The following is a 22,438-nucleotide window of genomic DNA, read 5'->3' as shown; positions in this document are numbered from 1 at the left end:
CACCATCCCCCGCCCCACGTCGTCCATGGGCCCCGCCGCCCGTACGACGGGCACCCCCTCCCCGCCGTCGTGCACCTCGACCCGCACCCGCGCGCCGTCGTCCGCGACGCGGACGAGGAACTGCCGCCCCGCGGGGACGCCGTGCCGCACGGCATTGGTGGCCAACTCGGAAACACACACCCGCACATCGTCCAGCCGCCCGTATATGGGCCGCCCGGCCAACGTCTCGACCACGAAGGCCCGAGCCTTGGCCACGGACGCCGCATGACGGGTGAACTGCCTCTGGATTGGCTTCTGCACGTATCCAGCCAAGTGGGCGGCGGGGGAGATTCCCAGGGTGGACAGCCGGGTTGGGCGGGCGTTTCCCCGGGCATTTTTGCCGGTGGGCTTGTTACTTGTCGACCAGCCGGAGCTACGGTGTCGCCGTGACCAGGAACATGGCACTCGCCGCCGCAATGGCGGAACTGGAGATGACGGCACCTGAACTGGCCGGTCGGGTTAACCGGGAGATCGAACTGCTGACCGGCAGGCCCGGAGTGATCGACGACCGAATGGTCAGACGCTGGTTATCCGGAGGGGGCAAGTGGCCCCACGCCAAGCAACGGATCTGCCTGGAGAGAGTTTTCGACAGACCGGCGGTGGATCTCGGCTTCGTACCGCGGAGGAGATCCACCCCAGAATCCACGGAGGCCCAAGTACGCCGCCGAACATTCCTCACCGCCACCACCGGCACCACCCTTGCCGTAACGGCTGCGCATGCGCCACGGGCTGCGGCAGCGCGTCCCGGCGTCGGGCTGAGCGACCTCGAACGGCTGCGTGACAAGCACGTACGCCTCATCCGCGAAGGGAACCGCAGCGGCGGGACACCCGCGGTGATCAAGGCGTCCGAGGGTCTCGCGGAAGAAATCCAGCACCTCATCGCCGACAGGGCCGTCTCGGGACGGGTGAGCCAACGTCTGTACGGGCTGGCGCCGGGCGCGATGTCGACCGCGTCATTCGCCGCCCTCGACGCGCGGGCCCCGGACCACAGTCGGGCTCTGACGGACCGCGCGGTCACGCTCGCCGGGATGAGCAACGACAGCGCCACCGTATTCCGAGTCTGGAACAACATGGCGATGATCTCCCAGCAGCGCGAGAACTACACCGAGTCCGCCGCCGCCGCACAGGCCGCGCGCTCGACATCCGTCGGCCGCGGCAGCCCACTTTTCTCCTCCCTGGCCACGGCACGGATGGCGATCGCGACCGCTTGCCTGCACGACTCCCGTAAGGCCGAGAGGCTGCTGTCCAGCGCCACCAGTTCGTTCGAGCGTGCCGGACACGACGACACACCGGCGTGGGCCGACTTCTACGACATCGCCGAACTCGACGGCTTGTCCGGCATCACGTACATGAACCTGGGCCGACCGCAGCGCGCTGAATACCACTTTCACCGCACCCTGGCTCAACTGCGCCCCGGATACGCGCGCAACCGCGCCCTCTACACCGCCTCCGCCGCCCTCGCCCAGGCCCGTCAGGGTGAGCTGGAAGCGGCCGTGGACACCGCCGACCGCGCCTGCAAGCTGGCTGAGGGCGTCCCGGGCTCCCGGCGCATCTGGAAGAACCTGACCGAGGTGCGCCGCGCGGTCGGCGCCGCGGGCTCCCGCAGCCCGGAGATCACCGGCTGGCTGGAGAGGACGCAGTCATGGAGATGAAGTCATATGGGCGGGCGGACGCCGCCGGTATCCGGGAGTTGCTGCTCGACGTCCACGACGCCGCGTATGCCGGGAGCGACGACCCCTTCGACTCCCGCGAGCGGTTCGCGCAGTTCGTCGACAGTTGGTCCGGCAAGGAGGGCTTCGCCTGCGTCGTCGGCTACGACGGCGAGGAGCCGGTCGGCTTCGCCTACGGCGCGCCGTTCGCGGCCGGCGGCTGGTGGCGGGGCAGCGACCTGCCTCCGGGATACGCCGGGCCGAGCTTCGCGCTGTCCGAGCTGATGGTGCTGCCGAGGTGGCGCAAAACCGGTGCCTCCACCCGCCTGCACGAAGCGCTCGTCGGGGCCAGGACCGAGGCCCGCGCGACGCTGCTGGTCGACGTCCTGCACCCGAGGGTGCAGGCCCTGTACGAGTCCTGGGGCTACACGAAGGTGGACGAACAGAAACCCTTCTCCGACTCACCGGTGTTCGCGGTCATGGTCAGACCGCTGGACCGGCCGGAGGCCCACGGCGCGCGGGTGTTTCGGGGGGCTTGGGTTGCCGGGGTGCGGCGGCATTTTCCGGGGGAGCCGAAGCCGGGGTACGTCTCGCCCTGGGAGGAGACCCCCGAGTGGGAGCGGGAGGCGGCCGGTGCCGTGTACGGGCAGGTGCGGCAGTTCCTTGAGGTGAGCGGCGGGCAGGCGGTGCGGCTCACGCGGGAGCAGAAGGGGCGCTTCGTCGCGACGTGCTGGACGGCGCAGATGTACCGGCACTTCGGGGATCCCAAGCCCGCGTACGTCGCGGACTGGCCGGAGCTGCCGGAGTGGCAGCGGGAGACGGACGCCGACATCTTCGAGGCGATCACGGACTTCGGGAGGTAGAGGCCCCCGAGCGGGGTCAGCCCGGGGTGACGTAGCCGTTTTCGTAGGCGAAGACCACCGCCTGGGCGCGGTCGCGCAGGTGGAGCTTCGCGAACAGGCTGCCCACGTGGCTCTTCACCGTCGCCTCGGTCACGACCAGGTGCGCGGCGATCTCCGGGTTCGACAGGCCCTTCGCCACCAGGAGCAGCGTCTCCCGCTCGCGGGGGGTGAGGGGGGTCGGTGGCTCGGCCGGGGGGCGGAGCGGTTCGGTGCGGGTGGCGTAGTCCTCGATCAGTCTGCGGGTGATCGACGGGGAGAGCAGGGCCTCGCCGGAGTGGACGACGTGGATGGCCTCCAGCAGGCGGTCGCGGGAGGCGTCCTTGAGCAGGAAGCCGGACGCTCCGGCCCGTAGCGCGCCGAAGACGTATTCGTCCAGGTCGTACGTCGTGAGGATCAGCACCCGGGGTGCGGCGCCGAGGGCGGTCAGCCGGGCGGTGGCCTCGACGCCGTCCATGTGCGGCATGCGGATGTCCATCAGGACCACGTCGGGGGCGAGCGCGGCGGACTGGGTGAGCGCTTCGTGGCCGTCTGCGGCTTCGCCGACGACTTCCAGGTCGTCCTGGGTGCGCAGGAACAGCCGGAAGCCGGTGCGGATCAGCTCCTGGTCGTCGGCGATCAGGATGCGGATGGTCATGCCGCGTCCTCGACGGGGAGCCGGGCGGACACGAGGAACCCGGCGGCGGTGCGCCGGGCGTCCAGGCTGCCGCCCGCCACCGCCGCGCGCTCCCGCATCCCGGGGATGCCGTGGCCACCGGTGGACGGGGCGCAGTCGCGGACGGTGCCGTCGTCCTCGACGGCGACGTCCAGCCGCGCCGGGCCGTAGTGGAGCGTCACCGTGACCCGGGTGGGGTCGGTGTGTTTGAGCACGTTGGTCAGCGCCTCCTCGACGATCCGGTACGCCGACAGCTCCAGCCCGCCGGCGAGGGCGCGGACCTCGCCGGTCCGTTCGAGCCGTACGGGCATCCCGACCGCCCGGTACTCGGCGACCAGCTCGGCGAGCCGGTCGAGCGACGGCTGCGGTCGCCACTGCGTGCCGTCGTCCGAGGTGCGCAGCAGGCCGAGGATCCGGCGCACTTCGGCCAGGCTCTGCTCCGCGCTGGCCTCGACGCGTTCCAGTGTCGCAGCCGCGACCCGCGGTTCGGTCGGCAGGATGTCGCGGGCGCCGCGTACGCCGATCAGCGTGACGGTGACGGAGTGGGCGACGATGTCGTGGAGTTCGCGGGCGATGGAGGTGCGTTCCCGCTGGGCCGCGAGCTGGTCGCGCTGCTCGCGTTCGCGTTCCAGGGTGGCCGCGCGGTCCTCCAGCGCCCTGGTGTAGCGCCGCCGGGTCTGGAGGTACGAGCCGAGGGCCCACGCGCCGATCGTGATCGGCGGCGAGCAGATGCTCGCCAGCTCCAGGTACAGCGTCGTCGGGACGAGCACCGCCACCGAGACCCTGCGGTCGCGCAGGTCGGCGAGCGAGGCGAGGGCGACCACGGCGGGCGCCCCGCCCGGCGCGTAGCCCGGCGGGACGAGCACGGCGGCTCCGGCGCAGGCCGCGAGGAGCACCGGCAGGGGTGCCCGGCGGCGGGCGAGCAGGACGGCGCCGGTCAGCACCGTCACCACCAGCGGGAACACGCCGACGCGGATGTTGCTGTCGAGGAACAGCCCGATCTCCACCGCGGTCGTGACCAGGGCCAGCACGACGTCGAACAGCGCCGAGCGGTGTACGACCAGCACGTCGTACACCGCCCGGATCCGCCGCCGGAGCCGGCTCATGCCAGATCGCGCCGTCGCTCGACGACGACCGCGACGAGCGTGACCGCGGCCGTCCAGGCGGCCAGGACCCATCCGGCCGAGACCACCGACAGGGTGGTGTGGTGCGTCATCCTGCTCAGGATGCCCGCCGCGCCGAACGGTGTGAAGTTGACGCCCGACTCCCAGAAGCCGGACACCAGCGGGACCACGGCGAAGTTCACGATCAGCAGGACGACGACGCCCAGGACCGGGTTGCGAAGCAGGGCGCCGAGGGCGGCGCCGAGGATCGCGGACAGGACGAACGCCACGAGGTTGCCCGACACGACGGCGCCGACGTCTCCCGCGGCGAGGTCGGGACCCGGCTGGTCGCTGAGCAGCGGCAGCGCCAGCCCGACCGACACCGCGACCGTGAGCGTGCCGAGCAGCAGTCCGGTCAGCGCGTACGCGGCGATCCTCACCGCCAGCACGATCCCGCGGTCCCGGCGCCCCACCAGCGCCGCCGGCGCGGCGGTGCGGTGCCGGTACTCCCCGGCCGTACCGACCAGGCCCCAGAGCAGCAGCAGGACCGGCAGCGCCGACAGGGCCTCCTGCTTCTCGGCCACCTCGTCCAGCGTGCCCGACCACACCGCGACCGCCAGGACGTTGAGGACGGCGAACGCGACCCCGCCGAGCGCGAAGCCCGGCAGGGTCCGGGTGGTCACGGTCTTGAGCAGTTCGCCGCGCAGCAGATGGATCATCGCTCCGCCCCTTCCGTGAGACCGAAGAACACGTCCTCCAGCGACGCGGTCCGCCGGGCGATCTCCTCCAGCAGGATGCCGCAGCGGTGGGCCAGTTGCGCGACCTCCGCGGCGTCGAGCCCTTCGACCAGCAGCGCGCCCGCGTCGTCGCGCCGGGTGCGGCCACCGGCCGCGACCACCAGCGCCGCCAGCCGCTCGGCCGCGGCGGTGCGTACGGCGACGAGGCTCTCCCCGGACCGTTCGAGGTCCCGGATCGTGCCCTCGTGGACCAGCCGGCCCCGGTCGATCATGATCACGTCATCGACGGTCTGGGCCGCCTCCCCCAGCATGTGGCTGGACAGCAGGACCGTGCCGCCTGCCGCCGCCCGGTCCCGTAGCAGCGTGCGCAGCCAGCGGATGCCCTGCGGGTCCAGGCCGTTCACCGGCTCGTCCAGCACCAGGATCTCCGGGTCGCCCAGGAGGGCCGCGGCGAGCCCGAGGCGCTGCCGCATGCCCATCGAGTACTTCCCGACCCTGCGCCGGGCCGCGTCCTCCGCCAGGCCGACGAGTTCCAGTACCTCCTCGACGCGGCGGCGGGGGAGTCCGGCGAGTGCGGCGAGCGAGCGCAGGTGCGCCCGGCCGGTCCGGCCGGGGTGGGCGCCGCACGGCTCGATGTGGACGCCGAGGAGCCGGGCGTCGGGCCTGAGCGCCGCGACCGGCGTGCCCCGCAGGAACGCCCGGCCCGCGGTCGGGCGCGCCAGCCCGGCGACCGCCTTGAGCGCGGTGGTCTTCCCCGCCCCGTTCGGGCCGAAGAACCCCGTCACCCTGCCGGTACCGACCGTGAACGACAGGTCGTCGACGGCCGTTCTGCGGCCGTAGCGCTTGGTCAGCCCTTCGACTTCGATGGCCGCCGGGCTTGCGGCGGCTGTTCGCGTGGGAGTCATACCGGAAGCTTCCGGCCTGCGGATCTCCCGGTCATCCGCCCACGGTCGAAACCCGGATTCCGACCAGAGGGGGAGACGACCCCGAGGCGCGGGTGAGGGTACGCCCGCGGCCGTGCGGGCGCCGCCTGCGTCAGCTCGCCGCGCCCGCCAGGGCCATGTCCACCTGCCGCGGCGACAGGGCGTGCTCGATCGCCAGGATCCCCGCGCCGATCGCCGCCGCGTTCTCGCCGGTCCGGCTCGGCTCGATGCGCAGGACGTGCGTCGCCAGCGGGTGCGACCTGCGGTACACCGCTTCCCGTACGCCCGCCAGCAGTTGGTCGTGCACCGCCGCGAGCGCGCCGCCCACCACCACCGTCTCCGGGTTGAAGAAGTTCACCAGGCCCGCCAGGACCTCGCCGACCGCCCGGCCCGCCTCGCGGACCATGCGGACCGCCTCGCGGTTGCCCTCCTTGACCAGGCGTACGACGTCGAGGCCCGCCGACGCCTCCAGGCCCAGGTCGCGCAGCCGGACCGCCAGGGCGGCGCCGCCCGCGATGGCCTCCAGGCAGCCGGAGTTGCCGCAGCGGCACAGCTCTTCGCGCTCGCCCACGCGGATGTGGCCGATGTCGCCCGCCGAGCCCTGCGCGCCCCGGTGCAGGCGGCCGTCCGCGATGATGCCGCAGCCGATGCCGGTGCCCACCTTCAGGTAGAGCAGGTACGACGTGTCGGGGAAGGCCCGGCGCTGTTCGGCCAGCGCCATGACGTTCACGTCGTTGTCCACGAGCGCGCGGACGCCGAAGCGCTCGTCGAAGAACTCGGGGATGGGGAACTGGTGCCAGCCCGGCATGATCGGCGGGTCCACCGGGCGGCCGGTGGAGAACTCCACGGGGCCCGGCACGCCCGCGCCGATGGAGCGGAGCGTCTTGGGGTCCCGGTCGGCGTCCTCCAGCAGCGCGTGCATCGTCCGCTCGACGTGGCCGAGAACCGCCGCCGGGCCGTCCGCGATCGTCAGGGGGTCCTCGCGGACCGCGAGCAGCGTGCCGCCGACGTCCAGCAGCGCGACCCGGCAGTGCGAGGCGCCCAGGTCGACGCCGGCGACGACGTGCTCGCGGGTGCGCAGCGACAGCCGCCGCGGGGGACGGCCGCCGGTGGAGCCGGCCTCCGCGTCCTCGTCGACGAAGCCGTGCGCGATCAGCGCGTCGACGCGCTGGGAGACGGTGGAGCGGGCGAGCCCGGTGAGCCGGGCTATCTCGGCGCGGGTGGCCGCGGCGCCGGAGGAGATGAGCGCCAGGACCTCGCCGGGAGACTGGCCCGAGGGCGGGCTGGGCGGCGGCGTTCCGGAGGCCGATGGCGGCGGCGGTGGCGGCATCGGCGAGGAAGGCGAAGAAGCGGCTGTCACATCGACCACCCTAGAGACGGCCTTGACCACTAACAAGACCTCCTTTGTTCGACATTCGGCCAAAGCCTTTGCCAACTCATCAGCGAAAGCCCTTGCTTAGGCTCTTGACAGTCCAAAGAAGCCTGGGGACATTGCCTTTCATGCTGACGATGGAGGACGTGTCCAAGAGCTTTCTCGGGGTACGGGTGCTGCACGGGGTGTCGCTCGACCTCGAACCGGGCGAGGTCCACGCCCTGGTGGGGGAGAACGGCGCGGGCAAGTCGACGCTGATGAAGGTGCTCGCCGGGGAGTACGCGCCCGACGAGGGCACGATCACGCTCGACGGCACGGTGCACGCCTTCTCGCACCCCGTTCAGGCCCAGGCCGCCGGTATCGGCCTCATCCACCAGGAATTCGCGCTGCTCCCCCACCGCACCGTCGCGGAGAACGTCTTCCTCGGCCGCGAGCCCGTACGCCGCGGCCTCGTCGACCGGCGCGCCATGGAGCGCCGCACCGCCGAACTCCTCGCGGAGCTGGACGAGACCGGAATCGCCCCGCACATGCAGGTCAAGGACCTGTCGGTGGCCCGCCAGCAGACGGTGGAGATCGTCAAGGCGCTGGCGGCGTCCGAGGTCCGGGTGCTTGTCATGGACGAGCCGACCGCGCCCCTCGCCGACCACGAGGTCGAACTCCTCTACGCGCTCATCCGCCGCCTCGCCGCCCGCGGCATCGGCATCCTCTACATCAGCCACCGCCTCCGCGAGGTCTTCGACCTCTCCCGCCGCATCACCGTCCTCAAGGACGGCCGCAAGGTCGCCACCCTCACCACCGCCGAGACCACCCCCGACGACGTCGTCCGCGCCATGGTCGGCCGCGAACTCGGCTCGTACTACCCGCCACGCGCGGCGCCCGGGGAGATCGGCGAGCCGCTGCTGACCGTCTCCGGCGCCGCCAACGAACGCCTCGCCGGCATCGACCTCACCCTGCGGGCCGGGGAGGTCACCGGGGTCGCCGGACTCCAGGGCTCGGGGCGTACCTCCCTGGTACGGGCCCTCTTCGGCGCCGCGCCCTTCACCCGCGGCCACATGACCGTCGCCGGCCGCGCGCTGCGCCCCGGCAGCCCGCGCCAGGCCATCCGCGGCGGCGTCGCGCTGGTCACCGAGGACCGCAAGGGCGAGGGCCTGGCCTTACGCCAGTCCGTACGCGACAACGCCCTGCTCGTCACCCGCGCCGTCCACGGCGGCGGCGCCCGGGCGAGCGAGGTCCCCGGGCTGCTGGACCGCGTCAACCTCCGCTCCCGCGGCCACGACCAGGAGGTCCAGTACCTCTCCGGCGGCAACCAGCAGAAGGTCGTCATCGCCAAGTGGCTCGCCGCCCGGCCCCGCGTGCTGCTCTTCGACGAGCCCACCCGCGGCGTCGACGTCGGCGCCAAGGCCGCGATCCACACCCTCGTCCGCGAACTCGCCCGCGACGGCATGGCCGTCCTCATCGTCTCCTCCGAACTCCCCGAGCTGATCGGCATGAGCGACCGCATCCTCGTCATGGCCGACGGCACCCTCGCCGGCGAACTGCCCGCCGGGGCGGGCGAGGAGGACATCATGCGGCTCGCCACCCGGGACGCGGCGGACACGGCCCCCGAGGGGAGCGCCGCATGACGGCCGTACGCACCGACGCCCCCGCACCGGCCGCCCGCCCGCGCCGGCTGCCCGCGGCCGGGCGGCTCAAGCTCACCGACCCCGTCGTCGGCGTCTGGCTGGCCGCCGCCGCGGTCACGCTGATCGGCTGGATCGTCGTCACCATCGACGGCGGCCAGTTCATGACCCAGTCCAACGCGACCGGCATCCTCCAGAACTCCGTCGCCCTCGGCCTGGTCGCCGTCGGCCAGTCCGCGGTGATCCTCACCGGGTCGCTCGACCTGTCCGTGGCGTACCTCATCAGCCTCGGCACGCTGGTCGCCGCCGAGACGATGGAGGGCGGCAGCGTCATCACCGCGGTGCTCGCCGTGCTCGCGCTCTCCGCCGCGGTCGGCCTCGCCAACGGCCTCATCGTCACCGGGCTGAAGGTCAACGCCTTCATCGCGACCCTCGGCATGGCCTTCATCCTGCGCGGCTACATCGAGGACAACTACACCGGACCCTCGGGCGACGTCCCCGCGTCCTTCCAGCGCCTCGGCTACGACCGCATCGGCTTCATCCCCGTCTCCGTCTTCCTGCTGATCGCCGTGGCCGCCGTGCTCTGGCTGGTCACCAAACGCACCCGCCTGGGCCACCACATGTACGCCACCGGCGGCGACGAGCACGCCGCCCGCCTGTCCGGCGTACGGACGAAGCGCACCGTGATCTACGCGCACGTGCTGTGCTCCCTGTGCGTCGGCGCCGCCGCCCTGTTCCTCGCCTCCCGGCTCGGCGCCGGCGCCCCCTGGGCGGGCACCGAGGCGCGCTACGACCTGGACTCCATCGCCGCCGTCGTGCTCGGCGGCACCGCACTGGCCGGCGGGCGCGGCGGGGTGGCGGGGACGCTCGGCGGGGTGCTGCTGCTGTCCGTGCTGGACAGCATCTTCAACCAGCTCTCCGTCGACCCCTTCTTCAAGAACGTCGTCCGCGGCGTCGTCATCATCGCGGCGGTCGCGCTGTACGCGAGGCCGTTCCGCCGCCGGGCGAAGGAACGCGACCGGGCGCGCAAGGAACAGGCGCAGAAGGGAGCGCTCGCATGACGACGACCACTCCCGGCACGCCCCCCGGCACCGCCGCCGCGGGCCCCGCGACGGTGCTCGCCGGCGTCGGCCGCCGGCTCGGCACCGGCGCCCCCGTCTACGTGCTCCTCGCCGTGCTGCTCGCCGCGCTGGCGATCACCGACCCCGGGTTCTACGAGCCCGACTCGTTCCTCGCCTTCGTCAAGCGCGCCGCGCCGCTGGTGATCCTCGCCGCCGGCCAGTACCTCGTCATCGTCTCCGGCGGCTTCGACCTCTCGGTCGGCGCGGTGGTCACGGCGGGCGTGGTGGCCGGGGCGGAGTTCTACGGTTCGTACCCGGACGCGCCCTGGCTGCTGGTCACCGCCGGGCTGCTGCTCGCCGGGGCGATCGTCGGCCTGGTCAACGGGTTGATCACGACGGTGCTGCTGGTGCCGTCGTTCATCACCACGCTCGGCATGATGCTGATCCTCGAAGGCGCCGTCTTCTACTGGACCGGCGGCTCCCCGCAGGGCGTGCTGCCCGAGTCCTTCCGCAACTTCGGCCGCGGCGAGGCCGGCGGCTGGCTCCCCTGGGCGGTGCTCGCCTGCCTCGCGGTGGGGGCGATCGCCTGGTGGCTGATGCGCGCCGACTTCGGCCGTACGCTCCTGGCCACCGGCGACAACGAGCGCGCCGCCGCGCTCGCGGGCGTGCGCGTACCCCGCGTCCGCACCCTCGCGTTCGTGCTCTCCGGCACCGCCGCGGCGCTCGCCGCCGTGCTCGTCGCCGGCTTCTCCGGCGTCTCGGCGCAGGCCGGCCGGGGGCTGGAGTTCGAGGCGATCACCGCCGTCGTGCTCGGCGGGGTCATCCTCGGCGGCGGTCGCGGTTCCGTCGTCGCCGCCATGGCCGGGGCGTTCTCGCTCCAGGCGCTGTTCACGCTGCTCAACCTCCAGGGCGTCTCCGGCGCGCTGGAGTCCACGGTCCAGGGATTCATCGTCATCGCGGCCGTCGGCCTGGGAGCGACGGGTATCCCGCGGTTCTCCCGCCTGCGCCGCCGCCGTTCCTCACCCTCGGAAGGGAAGTCCTCCTCATGAGCCGTACGCGACGCACGACACGATTCGGCGGCAGCCGCCGGCTGGCCGCCCCGGCCGCCGCACTGCTGGCCGCCGCGCTGCTCGCCTCCTGCTCGTCGGACGCGCCGAAGGACGACCTGGCCGACGACCCCGCGGCCTCCGAGCAGGCCGAGGACGGCGACAAGAAGTCGGAGTTCTTCGACCAGGCCGACTACGACCGGCAGTTGCAGCTCACGGAGGCGACCCCGGAGGGGCCGGAGGGCAAGCCCTGGGAGCAGATGCTCGATCCGCAGTCGGGCGGGATGGTCGACACCTCCGAGTACGCCATGAAGGGCGGCGTCGAGGGCGCCAAGCTGTGCTTCTCGAACGCCGGCGTCTTCAACCCCTGGCGGCAGGTGGGCCTGAAGACGATGAAGGCCGAGGTCGCGCAGCACGACGAGATCGCCGACTTCACCGTCCTGGACGCGCAGGGCAAGGACGACAAGCAGATTTCCGACATCCAGGAGCTGTCCGGCCAGGACTGCGACGCGCTGATCGTCTCGCCGAACACCACCGCCACCCTCACCCCCGCGGTCGAGGAGGCGTGCGGCAAGATCCCGGTGATCGTCTTCGACCGCGGCGTGGAGACCGACTGCGCGGTGACGTTCATCAGCCCCATCGGCGGCTACGCCTACGGCGCCGCCGCCGCGGACTTCCTGGTGGACGAGGTGGACAAGGGCGGCAAGATCGTGGCGCTGCGCATCTCGCCCGGCGTGGACGTGCTGGAGACCCGCTGGTCGGCCGCCGAGATCGCGTTCGAGGAGGCCGGACTCGACGTCGTCGAGGTGAAGTTCACCGACGGCGACCCGTCGAAGGCCAAGTCGATCGTCTCCGACGCCATCGCCCGGCACGGCTCGATCGACGGCGTGTGGATGGACTCCGGCGCCACGTCGGTGGCGGCGGTCGAGGCGTTCGAGGACGCGGGCGAGGACATCCCGCCGATCACCGGCGAGGACCAGCAGGACTTCCTCCAGGCGTGGAAGGACAAGGACCTGACCGCCATCGCGCCCGCGTACCCGACGTTCCAGTGGCGTACGCCCGTGATCGCCGCGCTGAAGATCCTGGCCGGCGAGGAGGTCCCCAAGGAGTGGACGCTGCCGCAGCCCGTCGTCACCGAGGAGAACTTCGACGAGTACTACAAGGAGGGCATGCCCCCGCTGCACTACGGCGCCTGCGGCTGCGAGGACCTGCCGGGCTACCCCGGCGACTGGGGCGGTGAGTGATGCCGGCCGGACGCCGGCTGATCGGCGCCAACCCGTGGATCTGGCACTCCCCGGTGACCGAACGCGCGCTGGAGGCGGTGCTGCCGCGGCTGGCGGGCTGGGGGTTCGACTGCGCGGAGCTGCCGCTGGAGCAGCCGGGTGACTGGCAGCCGGCCGTCGCGGCCAAGCTGCTGGACGACAACGGGCTCGCGCCGGCCGCGGTGGTCGCCGTGATGCCGCCGGAGCGCGGGCTCGTCCGCGCCGAGCCGCTGGCGGTCCGTACCACGCAGGACTACCTGCGCCGCTGCGTCGACGCGGCGCGGGAGATCGGCGCGCCGGCCGTCGCCGGGCCGATGTACGCGGCGGTGGGCCGGACCTGGCGGATGGACGCGGACGAGCGGGCGGCGGCGTACGCCGAGTGGCGGGACAACATCGCGCCGGTCGTCGCGCACGCCGCGGCGGCCGGGGTGCTGCTGGCCGTCGAGCCGCTCAACCGGTACGAGACGAGCCTGCTCAACACCGTCGCGCAGACCCTGGCGGCGCTGGACGGGCTGCCCGGCGAGACGATCGGCATCGCCCTCGACACGTACCACCAGAACATCGAGGAGCGCTCGCTGCCCGGCGCGGTGCGCGCGGCGGCGGGGCGGATCGCGCACGTCCAGGTGTGCGCCAACGACCGGGGCGCGCCCGGCGCGGACCACCTGGACTGGGCCGGGTTCCTCGGTGCGCTGGACGAGGCGGGCTACCGCGGCCCGCTGTGCATCGAGTCGTTCACGGCGCACAACGCGACCATCGCGGTGGCCGCGTCGGTGTGGCGGGCGCTGGCGCCGAGCCAGGACGCCATCGCCGTCGACGGCCTCGCCTTCCTGCGCCGGGCGTTACGCACCTGACGTACCCCGGAGCCCGTACCCCGTACCCCGTACCTCCGACGCCGTACGCACCCTGACCGCGTACGCACTCCTGACGGCACTCCGCACAGCATCCAGCACACCACCGCACGCACGACCGCACCCCCACCACAGTGCCGCCGGGCCCGGAGTTCCGGGACCCCGATCCGGGTCCGGCGGACCACCCCTGCGCACACCGCGCCCCTCCATCCCCTCTCACCGACCGGTACGCCCCACACATCCCGCACACCGAAGGAGAGGACCGATTCATGAGCTGTCATGCTCGTGACATAGGCAGGTCGTTGGTCACCTTGCTGGCCGCCGTCCTGCTCGCGCTCACCGCGCTGCCGTCATCCGCCGCGGAGAAGGCGCCCGCCTTCAAGGCGCTGCTGTTCACCAAGGCCGTGGGCTACGTCCACGGCTCCATCCCGGCGGGCATCCAGATGGTCCAGGAGGAGGCGGAGGAGAACGGGTTCGAGGTCGACCAGACCGACGACTCGACCGTCTTCAACGACGCCGCCCTCGCCGAGTACGACGTGATCATCATGCTCCAGAACTCCGGCATGGTCTGGGACACCGACGAGCAGCGCGCCGCCATGCAGACGTACGTGAACAACGGCGGCGGCGTCGCGGCCGTCCACAACACGCTCGACATGGGGATCGAGAACGAGTTCCCGTGGTGGGACGAGCTGATCAACGGCGGCGCCCACATGCCGACCCACTCGCCCGGCGTGCTCCAGGGCACCGCGAAGGTCGCCGACACCGTGCACCCCTCGACCAAGGGCCTGCCCGAGCGCTGGGAGCGACCCGAGGAGTGGTACAACTTCGACGCCAACCCGCGCGGCGACGTGCACGTCCTGGTCACCGCCGACGAGACGACGTACGACCCGGGCGGCGACGCCATGGGCGCCGACCACCCGATCTCCTGGTGCCGCAACGCCGAGGGCGGCAGGGTCTGGGCCACCGCCATGGGCCACGACACCCCCGCCTACAGCGAGGCCGAGTTCCGCGACCACGTCATCGGCGGCGTGAAGTGGGCCGCCGGCGCCGAGCCCGGCGACTGCGGCGGCACGGTCTGGAACGGCTACGAGAAGGTCACCCTCGACGACGACACCGCCGACCCGATGGAGCTGGACGTGGCCAAGGACGGCCGCGTCTACTACGTCCAGCGCGCCGGCCAGGTCCAGGTCTTCGACCCGGCCACCCACCAGACCACCACCGCCGGCAAGCTCGACGTCTACACCGGCGGCGAGGACGGCCTCGTCGGCATGGAGCTGGACCCGAACTTCGCCACCAACGGCTGGATCTACCTCTACTACGCCCCCGCCGGCAGCGCCGAGGACGTGAACCGCCTCTCGCGCTTCACGCTCAAGGGCGGCAAGCTCGACACCGCCAGCGAGAAGAAGCTGCTCGACGTGCCCGCGTACCGGGACCGCACCTATCCCGAGCCCGGGCACACCGGCGGCGCCGTCGAGTTCGGCCCCGACGGCACGCTCTACCTGAGCACCGGCGACGACGTACCGCCGAACCTCAGCCCCGACTGGCAGGGCTACGCGCCGATCGACTGGCGCGACGGCCAGGAGATGCTGGACGCCGCCAGGACCGCGGGCAACACCAACGACCTGCGGGGCAAGATCCTGCGGATCAAGCCCACCAAGGGCGGCACCTACACCATCCCCAAGGGCAACCTGTTCGCCAAGGGCACCGCGAAGACCCGTCCCGAGGTCTACGCGATGGGCTTCCGCAACCCGTTCCGCTTCACCGTCGACCAGGAGACCGGCTACGTCCACGTCTCCGACTACGGCCCCGACCGCGGGCTGCCGACGACGGACCGCGGACCCGAGGGCATGGTCGAGTACAACGTCATCAAGAAGGCCGGCAACTTCGGCTGGCCCTTCTGCCACGGTGACAACCAGCCCTACGCCCCGTACAACCCGGACACCGGCGAGATCGGCGCGAAGTTCGACTGCGCCAACCCGGTCAACCCCTCGCCGAACAACACCGGCCTGACCGACCTGCCCGACATCCAGATGCCGGAGATCTGGTACGGCTACGGCGCCTCCGAGAAGTTCCCGGAGGTGGGCGAGGGCGGCTCCGCGCCGATGAGCGGCCCGGTCTACAACTACGACCCGGACAACCCGTCCGAGACGAAGTTCCCCGAGTACTTCGACGGCGCGAGCTTCTTCTACGAGTGGGCCCGCAACTGGGTCAAGGAGGTCCGCTTCGACGAGAACGAGGAGCTGCTGAAGATCAACGACTTCCTGTCCTCGGCGAAGTTCAACAAGCCGATGGACATGACCTTCGGCCCGGACGGCTCGCTCTACGTCCTGGAGTGGGGCAGCGAGTTCGGCGGCGGCAACAGCGACTCGGGGCTGTACCGCATCGACTACAGCCAGGGCAAGCGCTCCCCGGTCGCCAAGGCCACCGCCTCCGCGACCAACGGGGCCGTGCCGCTGGCGGTCGACTTCTCCAGCGAGGGCTCCCACGACCCCGACGGCGACTCGCTCTCCTACGAGTGGGACTTCGACGGCGACGGCACCTTCGACTCCACGGAGGCGAACCCCAGCCACAGCTACGACACGAAGGGCGACTTCACCGCACAGCTCAAGGTCACCGACTCCACCGGCAAGACCGGCTACGCCAACATCCCCATCACCGCGGGCAACACCGCGCCGAAGGTGACGATCGAGGCCCCGGTCAACGGCAAGGCGATCGAGTTCGGCGACCAGGTCCCGTACAAGGTCACCGTGACCGACCCCGAGGACGGCGAGGTCGACTGCTCCAGGGTCTTCGTCAACCCGGCGCTCGGCCACGACGACCACGAGCACCCGACGACCGACCTGCCGGGCTGCGAGGGCACCGTCGACACCGGTGACCTCGGCGGCCACCCGGAGGGCGCGGACCTGACGTACGTGCTGAACGCGAGCTACAAGGACGGCGGCGGCGACGGCGCCGGCTCGCTGACCGGGTACGCCAAGGCGGTCCTCCAGCCCAAGCACAAGCAGGCCGAGTACCGCGACGACCAGTCCGGTACCCGGATCATCGAACAGGCCGGGGCCGAGAACGGCAAGCGCATCGGCGACATCTCCGACGGCGACTGGATCGCCTTCGACCCGATGTCCGTCGAGGGCATGAGCCAGGTCTCGTACAAGCTGTCGTCGCCGTACGGCGTGGGCGCCATCGAACTGCGCGCCGACGCCCCGGACGGGCAGTTGCTGGCGACGACGCCGGTGCCGAACACCGGGGACTGGGACACCTACCAGGCCACGGACGCGGTGCCGGTCGAGGCGCTGACCGGCTCGCACAAGCTCTATCTGAAGTTCACGTCACCGCAGAACAACTCGTTCGACGTCGACTCGGTGACGCTCGGCTAGCGATCGGAGAACGAACCGACGGCGGCGCCCCGGGCGGTGAGCCCGGGGCGCCCGCTGTGCGTGCGCCGCGCTCAGATCTTGACGCCGTACTTGGCGAGGTACTCGACCGGGTCGATGTCCGTGCCGTAGTCGGCGCCCTTGCGCACCTCCAGGTGCAGGTGCGGCCCGGTGGTGTTGCCGGTGTTGCCGGACTCGCCGATCCGGGTGCCGCCCTCGACGCGGTCGCCCGCGGCGACGGACATCCGGTCCATGTGGGCGTAGAGGACGTAGTGCCCGTCGGGCAGCCGGATCAGGATGTGCTTGCCGTACGCGCCCTCGGCGGAGGTGCTGTGGACCGTGCCGGGGCCCACGGAGAACACCGGGGTGCCGGTGGGGACGGCCAGGTCCACGCCGGTGTGGTGGCCGGCGATCCAGCCGTCGCCGGGGATGCCGTAGCGCGCGGAGATCCGGTACTCGACGTCGACCGGCGCGGACCAGCCCGGCTCGGGCGCGACGAGGACCTGGCCGGGCCGCAGCAGGTTCGGGTCGCCGCCGATCACGGATCTGTTGATCTCGTACAGCCGCTTCAGCGGCACCCCCAGCCGGCGGGCGATCCCGAAGAGGGTGTCGCCTTTGCGTACGCGGTACGGGGGCGGCGGCTCCGGAGCCGCGGGCGCGGCACCTGCGACGTACGGGGCGTACACGGGGGGCGTACCGGCGGCGACGGCTGACGCGGCTGACGTGGCGGAAGCGGCTGACCTGGCGGATGTGGCTGACGCGGCGCCGGCTGTGCTCGCTCCGGTGAGGGCCGCGAGCACGGCGGCGAGGACAACGGCGACGGCGGTGCGCCGCCTTCGGGGGGAGAGGTGACGTCTTGTTGACACGGCGTCACGCTAGGTCGGCACCCGCCCCGTTCCGGTGACGGCGCGCCGGGATCACTCCACGACGAGGTGCACCGGGATGTTGCCGCGGGTGGCGTTCGAGTACGGGCACACCTGGTGGGCGGCGTCCAGCAGCGCCTTGCCCTGCTCGGCGGAGATGGCGTCGGGCAACTCCACCCGCAGCGTCACCTCCAGCGCGAAGCCGCCCTCCGCGTTGGGGCCGATGCCGACCTCGGCGGTGGTCGAGACGTCGGAGACGTCGAGGTCCATGCGTTTGGCGACGACGCCCATGGCGCTGGTGAAGCAGGCGGCGTAGCCGACGGCGAAGAGCTGCTCGGGGTTGGTGCCGTTGCCGTCGCCGCCCATCTCGGGCGGCGGGGCGAGCTTGACGTCGAGCTTGCCGTCGGAGGTGGCGCCGCGGCCGTCGCGGCCGTTGGCGGTGCCGACCGCGGTGTACAGAACGCTCATGGGAGGGGCCTCTCGGGGGGTCGGTGGCGGACGGTGGCGAGCGGACGGGTCCGTCCGGCTCGGATCTCAGACTAGACAGATCCGCCCGGTACGCCGCCGTCCTCGCGCGCGCCCGCCGGACGCTCGCGCCTACGCGCCCGGGGCCCCGTCCGGACCGCCGTGTCCGCCCTGTGCGTCCGCTCCGCCCGGTCTGCCCGGTCTGCCCGGTCCGCCGTGTCCCCCCGGTCCGTCCAGCGCCTCCAGCTCCGTCGCCGCCTCCGTGAGCCAGACGATCCAGAACGTCTCCTGCGCGATCCCCCCGCGCAGCACCACGTGCCGCAGCCGGTCCGCGGCCGTGTCCCGGCCGGGCCCGAAGTCCCGCTCCTCGATCGCCTCGTACTCCGCGAGCTGCCGCCGGTGCAGCTCCAGGTGGCGCGCCACCTCCGCGCGCAGCCCCGCCGTGCCGACCACCGCCGCCGCCCGCAGCCGCAGCGTCAGCGGGTCGCGCAGCGGGCGCGGGTCCTGCGGCTCCGCCGTCCAGCGGGCCAGCTCGGCGCGGCCGGCGGGCAGCACCTCGTACTCCTTGCGCCGCCCCCGCGCCGGCCGCTGCGCCGGCACCGCGCGGATCAGGTCGTCCCCCTCCAGCCGGCCCAGCTCCCGGTAGATCTGCTGGTGGGTCGCCGACCAGAAGTAGCCGATGGACCGGTCGAAGCGCCGCGTCAGCTCCAGCCCGGACGACGGTTTCTCCAGCAGGGCGGTGAGGATGGCGTGCGGGAGGGACATGGGCGCATGGTACGGATCGGGCGCGCTGCCGGCCGGTCCGCTACAGGGCCGCCGCCACCTCCGTCCCCTGCCGCACCGCCCGCTTCGCGTCCAGCTCCGCCGCCTGGTCGGCGCCGCCGATCACGTGGGCCCGTACGCCCGTCGCGCGCAGCTCCTCGTACAGCGTGCGCAGCGGCTCCTGGCCGGTGCACAGCACGACGTTGTCGACGGGGATGACCTCCGTCCGCCCGTCGACGGTGACGTGCAGCCCGTCGTCGTCGATGCGTTCGTACGCCGCGCCGGCGACGGTCGTGACGCCGCGGTGGCGCAGTTCGTTGCGGTGGATCCAGCCGGTGGTCTTGCCCAGCCCGGCGCCGACCTTGGAGGTCTTGCGCTGGAGCAGGTGCACCGTGCGCGGTGTGCGCGGGCGCGGCGGGGCGGCGGTCGCCAGGCCCCCGGGGGAGCGGTAGTCGGTGTCGACGCCCCAGCGCCGGAAGTAGGCGTGCGTGTCCAGGCTGGCGCGGTCGGCGGGGTCGGTGAGGAACGTGGCGACGTCGAACCCGATGCCGCCCGCGCCGACGACCGCGACCCGCGCGCCGACCTCGGCGCCGTCGCGGAGGACGTCGAGGTAGCCGAGGACCGAGGGGTGGTCGGCGCCGGGGATGTCGGGCACGCGGGGCACGACGCCGGTGGCCACGACGACCTCGTCGAAGCGCCCGTGCGCGCCCTCGGCGCCGTGCGCCAGGTGGGCGCCGCCGGTGCCGTTGACGGCGCGCGGGCCGCTGCCGCCCGTACCGTACGGGCCGGTGGTGCGCCCGCCGGTCAGCTCCGCCGCCGTCACCCGGGTGTTGAGCCGCACCTCGATGCCGTGCACGCCGAGCTGCACCCGGAAGTACCGCAGCGTCTCGTCGAACTCCTCCTTGCCCGGGATCCGCCGCGCGATGTCCAACTGCCCGCCGATGCGGTCCGCCGCGTCGAAGAGCGTGACCGCGTGTCCGCGCTCGGCCGCCGACACCGCGCACGCCAGCCCCGCGGGCCCCGCGCCGACGACGGCGACCCGCTTGGCCCGGCTCGGCGGCACGGGGGTGAGGATCAGCTCCGTCTCGTGGCAGGCGCGCGGGTTGACCAGGCAGGAGGTGATCTGACCGGAGAACGTGTGGTCCAGGCACGCCTGGTTGCAGCCGATGCAGGTGTTGATGGTCTCCGGCCGGCCGCGCCGCGCCTTGGCGACGAAGTCGGGGTCGGCGAGGAACGGGCGGGCCATCGAGACCATGTCGGCGCGGCCCTCGGCGAGCACCCGCTCGGCGACCTCGGGGGTGTTGATGCGGTTGCTCGTCACCAGCGGCACCCCGACCGCGCCCATCACCCGCCGGGTGACCCAGGTGTACGCGCCGCGCGGCACGGACGCGGCGATGGTGGGGATGCGCGCCTCGTGCCAGCCGACGCCGGTGTTGATGATCGTCGCCCCGGCCGCCTCGACCTCCTTGGCCAGCGCGACCACCTCGGCGAGCGTGGAGCCGCCGGGCACCAGGTCGAGCATGGACAGCCGGTAGACGAGGATGAAGTCCGGCCCCACGCGCTCGCGTACGCGCCGGACGATCTCGACGGGGAAGCGGATCCGGTTCTCGTACGGGCCGCCCCAGGCGTCCTCGCGCCGGTTGGTGCCGGCGGCGGTGAACTCGTTGATCAGGTAGCCCTCGGACCCCATGATCTCGACGCCGTCGTACCCGGCGGCCCGCGCGAGGGCGGCGGCGCGGGCGAAGTCCTCGACGGTCTCCTCGATCTGGTCGCCGCTCATCGCGTGCGGTGCGAACCAGCCGATCGGCGCCTGGAGCGCGCTGGGCGCGACCAGGTCCTCGTGGTAGGCGTACCGGCCGAAGTGCAGGAGCTGGAGCGCGATCTTCCCGCCGGCGCGGTGCACGGCCTCGGGTATCGGGGCGTGCCGCTCGGCCTCGGCCTCGGTGGTGAGCTTGGCGCCGCCCTCGTACGGGCGGCCGGCCTCGTTGGGCGCGATGCCGCCGGTGACGATGAGCCCGGCGCCGCCGCGGGCGCGGGCGGCGTAGAAGGCGGCGAGCCGGTCGAAGCCGCCCTCGGCCTCTTCGAGGCCGAGGTGCATGGAGCCCATGAGGACGCGGTTGGGCAGGGTGGTGAAGCCCAGGTCCAGCGGCTCAAGCAGGTGGGGGTAGGGGGTCACGACTCTGTTGTAGCCCACCGCGGAACCCTTTTGCAACGAGTTGCAAAAGGGTTCCGCGGTGTCGTTCGCGCGCGTCGAGGGATCAGACGGCACGCGTGTACGAGACTCATCGCCCCGGCGCCGCCGACTCCCCCCGCCGCCCCAGCAGCGCCCCGGCGGCCAGCGCCCCGACGAGGACGAGTGCGGCGTTGACCCCGACCGCGGTCCTGACCCCGTCGAGCACCGCCTCCGGGCCGTCCTCGCCGGCGGCGGCGATACGGGCGGTGGCGATGGCGCTCATCACCGGGATGCCCATGGTGATGCCGACCTGCTGGGTCATCGTGGCGAGCCCGGTGGCCAGGCCCTGTTCTGAGTCGGGCAGCCCGGAGGTGGCGGTGACCATGAAGCCGACGATCATCAGCATGTTGCCGACCCCGCCGGCGAAGGTCGCCGCGAGCAGCAGCCAGATCCAGTCGCCGGAGGTGCCGAGCGCGAGCAGCGCCGCGGTGGCGACGGCCTGGGCCACGCCCCCGTAGACGATCGTCGCGCGGCTGCCGACGCGGCCGACGACGCGCCCGCCGAGGGTGCCGCCGAGTACGGTGCCCAGGCCCAGGACGCCGAAGGCGAGGCCGGTGGCCAGCGGGGTGTAGCCCAGGACTTCCTGGAGGTAGAGGGTGAGCAGGAAGACGAGGGAGGTCTCGGTGAGGAAGGCGACGAGCCCGGCGGCGTTGCCCCACACGACGGTGGGCCGCCGGAGGATGCGTACCGGCACCAGCGGCTTCCGCGCGCCCCGCTCGACGAACCAGAACGCGGTGAGCAGCGCGGCGCCCGCGCCGAGCGCCGCCAGGGTGACCGGCTCGGTCCAGCCGGCCTCGCCGGCGTGGGTGAGCCCGTAGACGACGGCGAGCAGCCCGCCGGTGACGGTGACCGCGCCGGGCAGGTCGAGCCGCTGCCGGCCGGCGGGGCGGGAGTCGGCGATGACGGCGGGGGCGACGGCCAGCACGGCGGCGGTCACCGGCACGTTGATCAGGAACGCCCAGCGCCAGGAGAGCAGGTCGGTGAGGAGCCCGCCGAGCACGGCGCCCGCGGTGAATCCGGCGGACATCAGCGCCCCGTTCAGCCCCAGCGCCCGCTGCCGCAGCGGTCCCTCCGGGAAGGCGGTGGTGAGCAGGGAGAGGCCGGCGGGGGTGACGGCGGCGGTGGCCAGGCCCTGGAGCACGCGGGCGACGAGCAGCATCCCGGGGGAGGTGGCGAGGCCGCCGAGCACGGAGGACAGGCCGAGCAGGGCCATGCCGCCGAGGAAGAGCCGCTTGCGGCCGAAGAGGTCGGCGATGCGGCCGAAGAGGAGGGTGAAGCCGGCGGCGGCGAGCGCGAAGGCGGTGGCGATCCACTGGAGGTGGGCGAGGGGGAAGCCGAGACCGGCGCCGATGACGGGGAGGGCGACGTTCAGGATGGAGAAGTCCACCGCGACCATGAACTGGGCGCCGAGGAGGAGGGTGAGGACGAGCTTCTGCCGGCCGGTCATGCGGGGCGCGGCGGGGGCGGGCGCGGTGGCGGCCTGGTCGAGGACGGACATGGAGGTTCCCTTCGTACGAGCTAACGGGACCTG

Annotated in this window: 18 protein-coding genes and 2 pseudogenes; 9 read left to right on the top strand and 11 right to left on the bottom strand. The window is 72.7% G+C overall.

Annotated features, from left to right (window positions below; genetic code table 11):
• Window positions 1-30: 30 nt before the first annotated feature.
• Window positions 31-234: pseudogene (locus QBL21_RS32615) on the bottom strand (ATP-binding protein); the annotation flags it as partial.
• 191 nt (window positions 235-425) lie between these two features.
• On the opposite strand from QBL21_RS32615, the gene QBL21_RS32610 reads away from it, so the two are divergent.
• The 3 genes and pseudogenes from QBL21_RS32610 (at window position 426) to QBL21_RS32600 (ending at window position 2,551) form a co-directional block, all read left to right on the top strand.
• Window positions 426-1,691: an XRE family transcriptional regulator gene (locus tag QBL21_RS32610; RefSeq protein WP_407565823.1), complete on the top strand. Its 1,266-nt coding sequence runs from the start codon at window positions 426-428 to the stop codon at window positions 1,689-1,691.
• Window positions 1,682-2,104 (top strand): annotated as a pseudogene (locus QBL21_RS32605) (GNAT family N-acetyltransferase); the annotation flags it as partial. The gene QBL21_RS32610 and the pseudogene QBL21_RS32605, both read left to right, overlap by 10 nt.
• A gap of 63 nt (window positions 2,105-2,167) precedes the next feature.
• Window positions 2,168-2,551, top strand: coding sequence for a hypothetical protein (locus tag QBL21_RS32600; protein ID WP_407566643.1), 384 nt, complete (start codon window positions 2,168-2,170; stop codon window positions 2,549-2,551).
• Between the two features lie 16 nt (window positions 2,552-2,567).
• Here the strand turns inward: QBL21_RS32600 and QBL21_RS32595 are convergent, their stop codons facing one another.
• From QBL21_RS32595 to QBL21_RS32575, 5 genes are all read right to left on the bottom strand, one after another.
• Window positions 2,568-3,224, bottom strand: coding sequence for a response regulator (locus QBL21_RS32595; RefSeq protein WP_407565822.1), 657 nt, complete (start codon window positions 3,222-3,224; stop codon window positions 2,568-2,570).
• A complete protein-coding gene (locus QBL21_RS32590) occupies window positions 3,221-4,348 on the bottom strand; it encodes a sensor histidine kinase (RefSeq protein WP_407565821.1) in 1,128 nt (375 codons plus the stop codon). The genes QBL21_RS32595 and QBL21_RS32590 overlap by 4 nt, the downstream gene beginning before the upstream one ends.
• The gene (locus QBL21_RS32585; RefSeq protein WP_407565820.1) at window positions 4,345-5,064 is read right to left on the bottom strand and encodes an ABC transporter permease; all 720 of its coding nucleotides are present in this window, start codon (window positions 5,062-5,064) and stop codon (window positions 4,345-4,347) included. Before QBL21_RS32585 ends, QBL21_RS32590 begins: the two co-directional genes overlap by 4 nt.
• A complete protein-coding gene (locus tag QBL21_RS32580) occupies window positions 5,061-5,987 on the bottom strand; it encodes an ABC transporter ATP-binding protein (RefSeq protein WP_407565819.1) in 927 nt (308 codons plus the stop codon). Before QBL21_RS32580 ends, QBL21_RS32585 begins: the two co-directional genes overlap by 4 nt.
• Window positions 5,988-6,117: 130 nt before the next feature.
• Window positions 6,118-7,365: an ROK family protein gene (locus tag QBL21_RS32575; protein WP_407565818.1), complete on the bottom strand. Its 1,248-nt coding sequence runs from the start codon at window positions 7,363-7,365 to the stop codon at window positions 6,118-6,120.
• Window positions 7,366-7,505: 140 nt separating this feature from the next.
• Between QBL21_RS32575 and QBL21_RS32570 the strand changes: the two genes are divergently transcribed.
• The 6 genes from QBL21_RS32570 (at window position 7,506) to QBL21_RS32545 (ending at window position 16,587) form a co-directional block, all read left to right on the top strand.
• A complete protein-coding gene (locus QBL21_RS32570; protein WP_407565817.1) occupies window positions 7,506-8,999 on the top strand; it encodes a sugar ABC transporter ATP-binding protein in 1,494 nt (497 codons plus the stop codon).
• Window positions 8,996-10,057: an ABC transporter permease gene (locus tag QBL21_RS32565; RefSeq protein WP_407565816.1), complete on the top strand. Its 1,062-nt coding sequence runs from the start codon at window positions 8,996-8,998 to the stop codon at window positions 10,055-10,057. The genes QBL21_RS32570 and QBL21_RS32565 overlap by 4 nt, the downstream gene beginning before the upstream one ends.
• Window positions 10,054-11,106: an ABC transporter permease gene (locus tag QBL21_RS32560; RefSeq protein ID WP_407565815.1), complete on the top strand. Its 1,053-nt coding sequence runs from the start codon at window positions 10,054-10,056 to the stop codon at window positions 11,104-11,106. The genes QBL21_RS32565 and QBL21_RS32560 overlap by 4 nt, the downstream gene beginning before the upstream one ends.
• On the top strand, window positions 11,103-12,347 hold the full coding sequence (locus QBL21_RS32555) for a substrate-binding domain-containing protein (protein ID WP_407565814.1): 1,245 nt from the start codon (window positions 11,103-11,105) through the stop codon (window positions 12,345-12,347). Before QBL21_RS32560 ends, QBL21_RS32555 begins: the two co-directional genes overlap by 4 nt.
• Window positions 12,347-13,216 (top strand): sugar phosphate isomerase/epimerase family protein, encoded by an 870-nt coding sequence (locus tag QBL21_RS32550; protein WP_407565813.1) that lies wholly within the window; start codon window positions 12,347-12,349, stop codon window positions 13,214-13,216. The genes QBL21_RS32555 and QBL21_RS32550 overlap by 1 nt, the downstream gene beginning before the upstream one ends.
• A 266-nt stretch (window positions 13,217-13,482) precedes the next feature.
• Window positions 13,483-16,587 (top strand): ThuA domain-containing protein, encoded by a 3,105-nt coding sequence (locus tag QBL21_RS32545; protein ID WP_407565812.1) that lies wholly within the window; start codon window positions 13,483-13,485, stop codon window positions 16,585-16,587.
• A 71-nt stretch (window positions 16,588-16,658) separates the two neighbouring features.
• Here the strand turns inward: QBL21_RS32545 and QBL21_RS32540 are convergent, their stop codons facing one another.
• The 5 genes from QBL21_RS32540 to QBL21_RS32520 form a co-directional block, all read right to left on the bottom strand.
• On the bottom strand, window positions 16,659-17,270 hold the full coding sequence (locus QBL21_RS32540; protein WP_407565811.1) for a LysM peptidoglycan-binding domain-containing M23 family metallopeptidase: 612 nt from the start codon (window positions 17,268-17,270) through the stop codon (window positions 16,659-16,661).
• A 231-nt stretch (window positions 17,271-17,501) separates the two neighbouring features.
• Window positions 17,502-17,915, bottom strand: a complete 414-nt coding sequence (locus QBL21_RS32535) for an organic hydroperoxide resistance protein (protein ID WP_407565810.1) — start codon at window positions 17,913-17,915, stop codon at window positions 17,502-17,504.
• A 129-nt stretch (window positions 17,916-18,044) separates the two neighbouring features.
• Window positions 18,045-18,677: a PadR family transcriptional regulator gene (locus tag QBL21_RS32530; protein WP_407565809.1), complete on the bottom strand. Its 633-nt coding sequence runs from the start codon at window positions 18,675-18,677 to the stop codon at window positions 18,045-18,047.
• Between the two features lie 40 nt (window positions 18,678-18,717).
• Complete coding sequence (locus tag QBL21_RS32525) at window positions 18,718-20,850, bottom strand: FAD-dependent oxidoreductase (protein ID WP_407565808.1); 2,133 nt, start codon at window positions 20,848-20,850, stop codon at window positions 18,718-18,720.
• 106 nt (window positions 20,851-20,956) lie between these two features.
• Window positions 20,957-22,405 carry an MFS transporter gene (locus QBL21_RS32520; RefSeq protein ID WP_407565807.1) on the bottom strand — a complete coding sequence of 483 codons (1,449 nt, stop codon included), beginning with the start codon at window positions 22,403-22,405 and terminating at the stop codon, window positions 20,957-20,959.
• Window positions 22,406-22,438: the final 33 nt, after the last annotated feature.

It is taken from the genome of Streptomyces sp. 184 (genome assembly GCF_045781775.1).
Taxonomy (GTDB): domain Bacteria; phylum Actinomycetota; class Actinomycetes; order Streptomycetales; family Streptomycetaceae; genus Streptomyces.
Note: the sequence above shows the minus strand (reverse complement) of the source record. Positions and strands in the feature narration are given on the sequence as shown.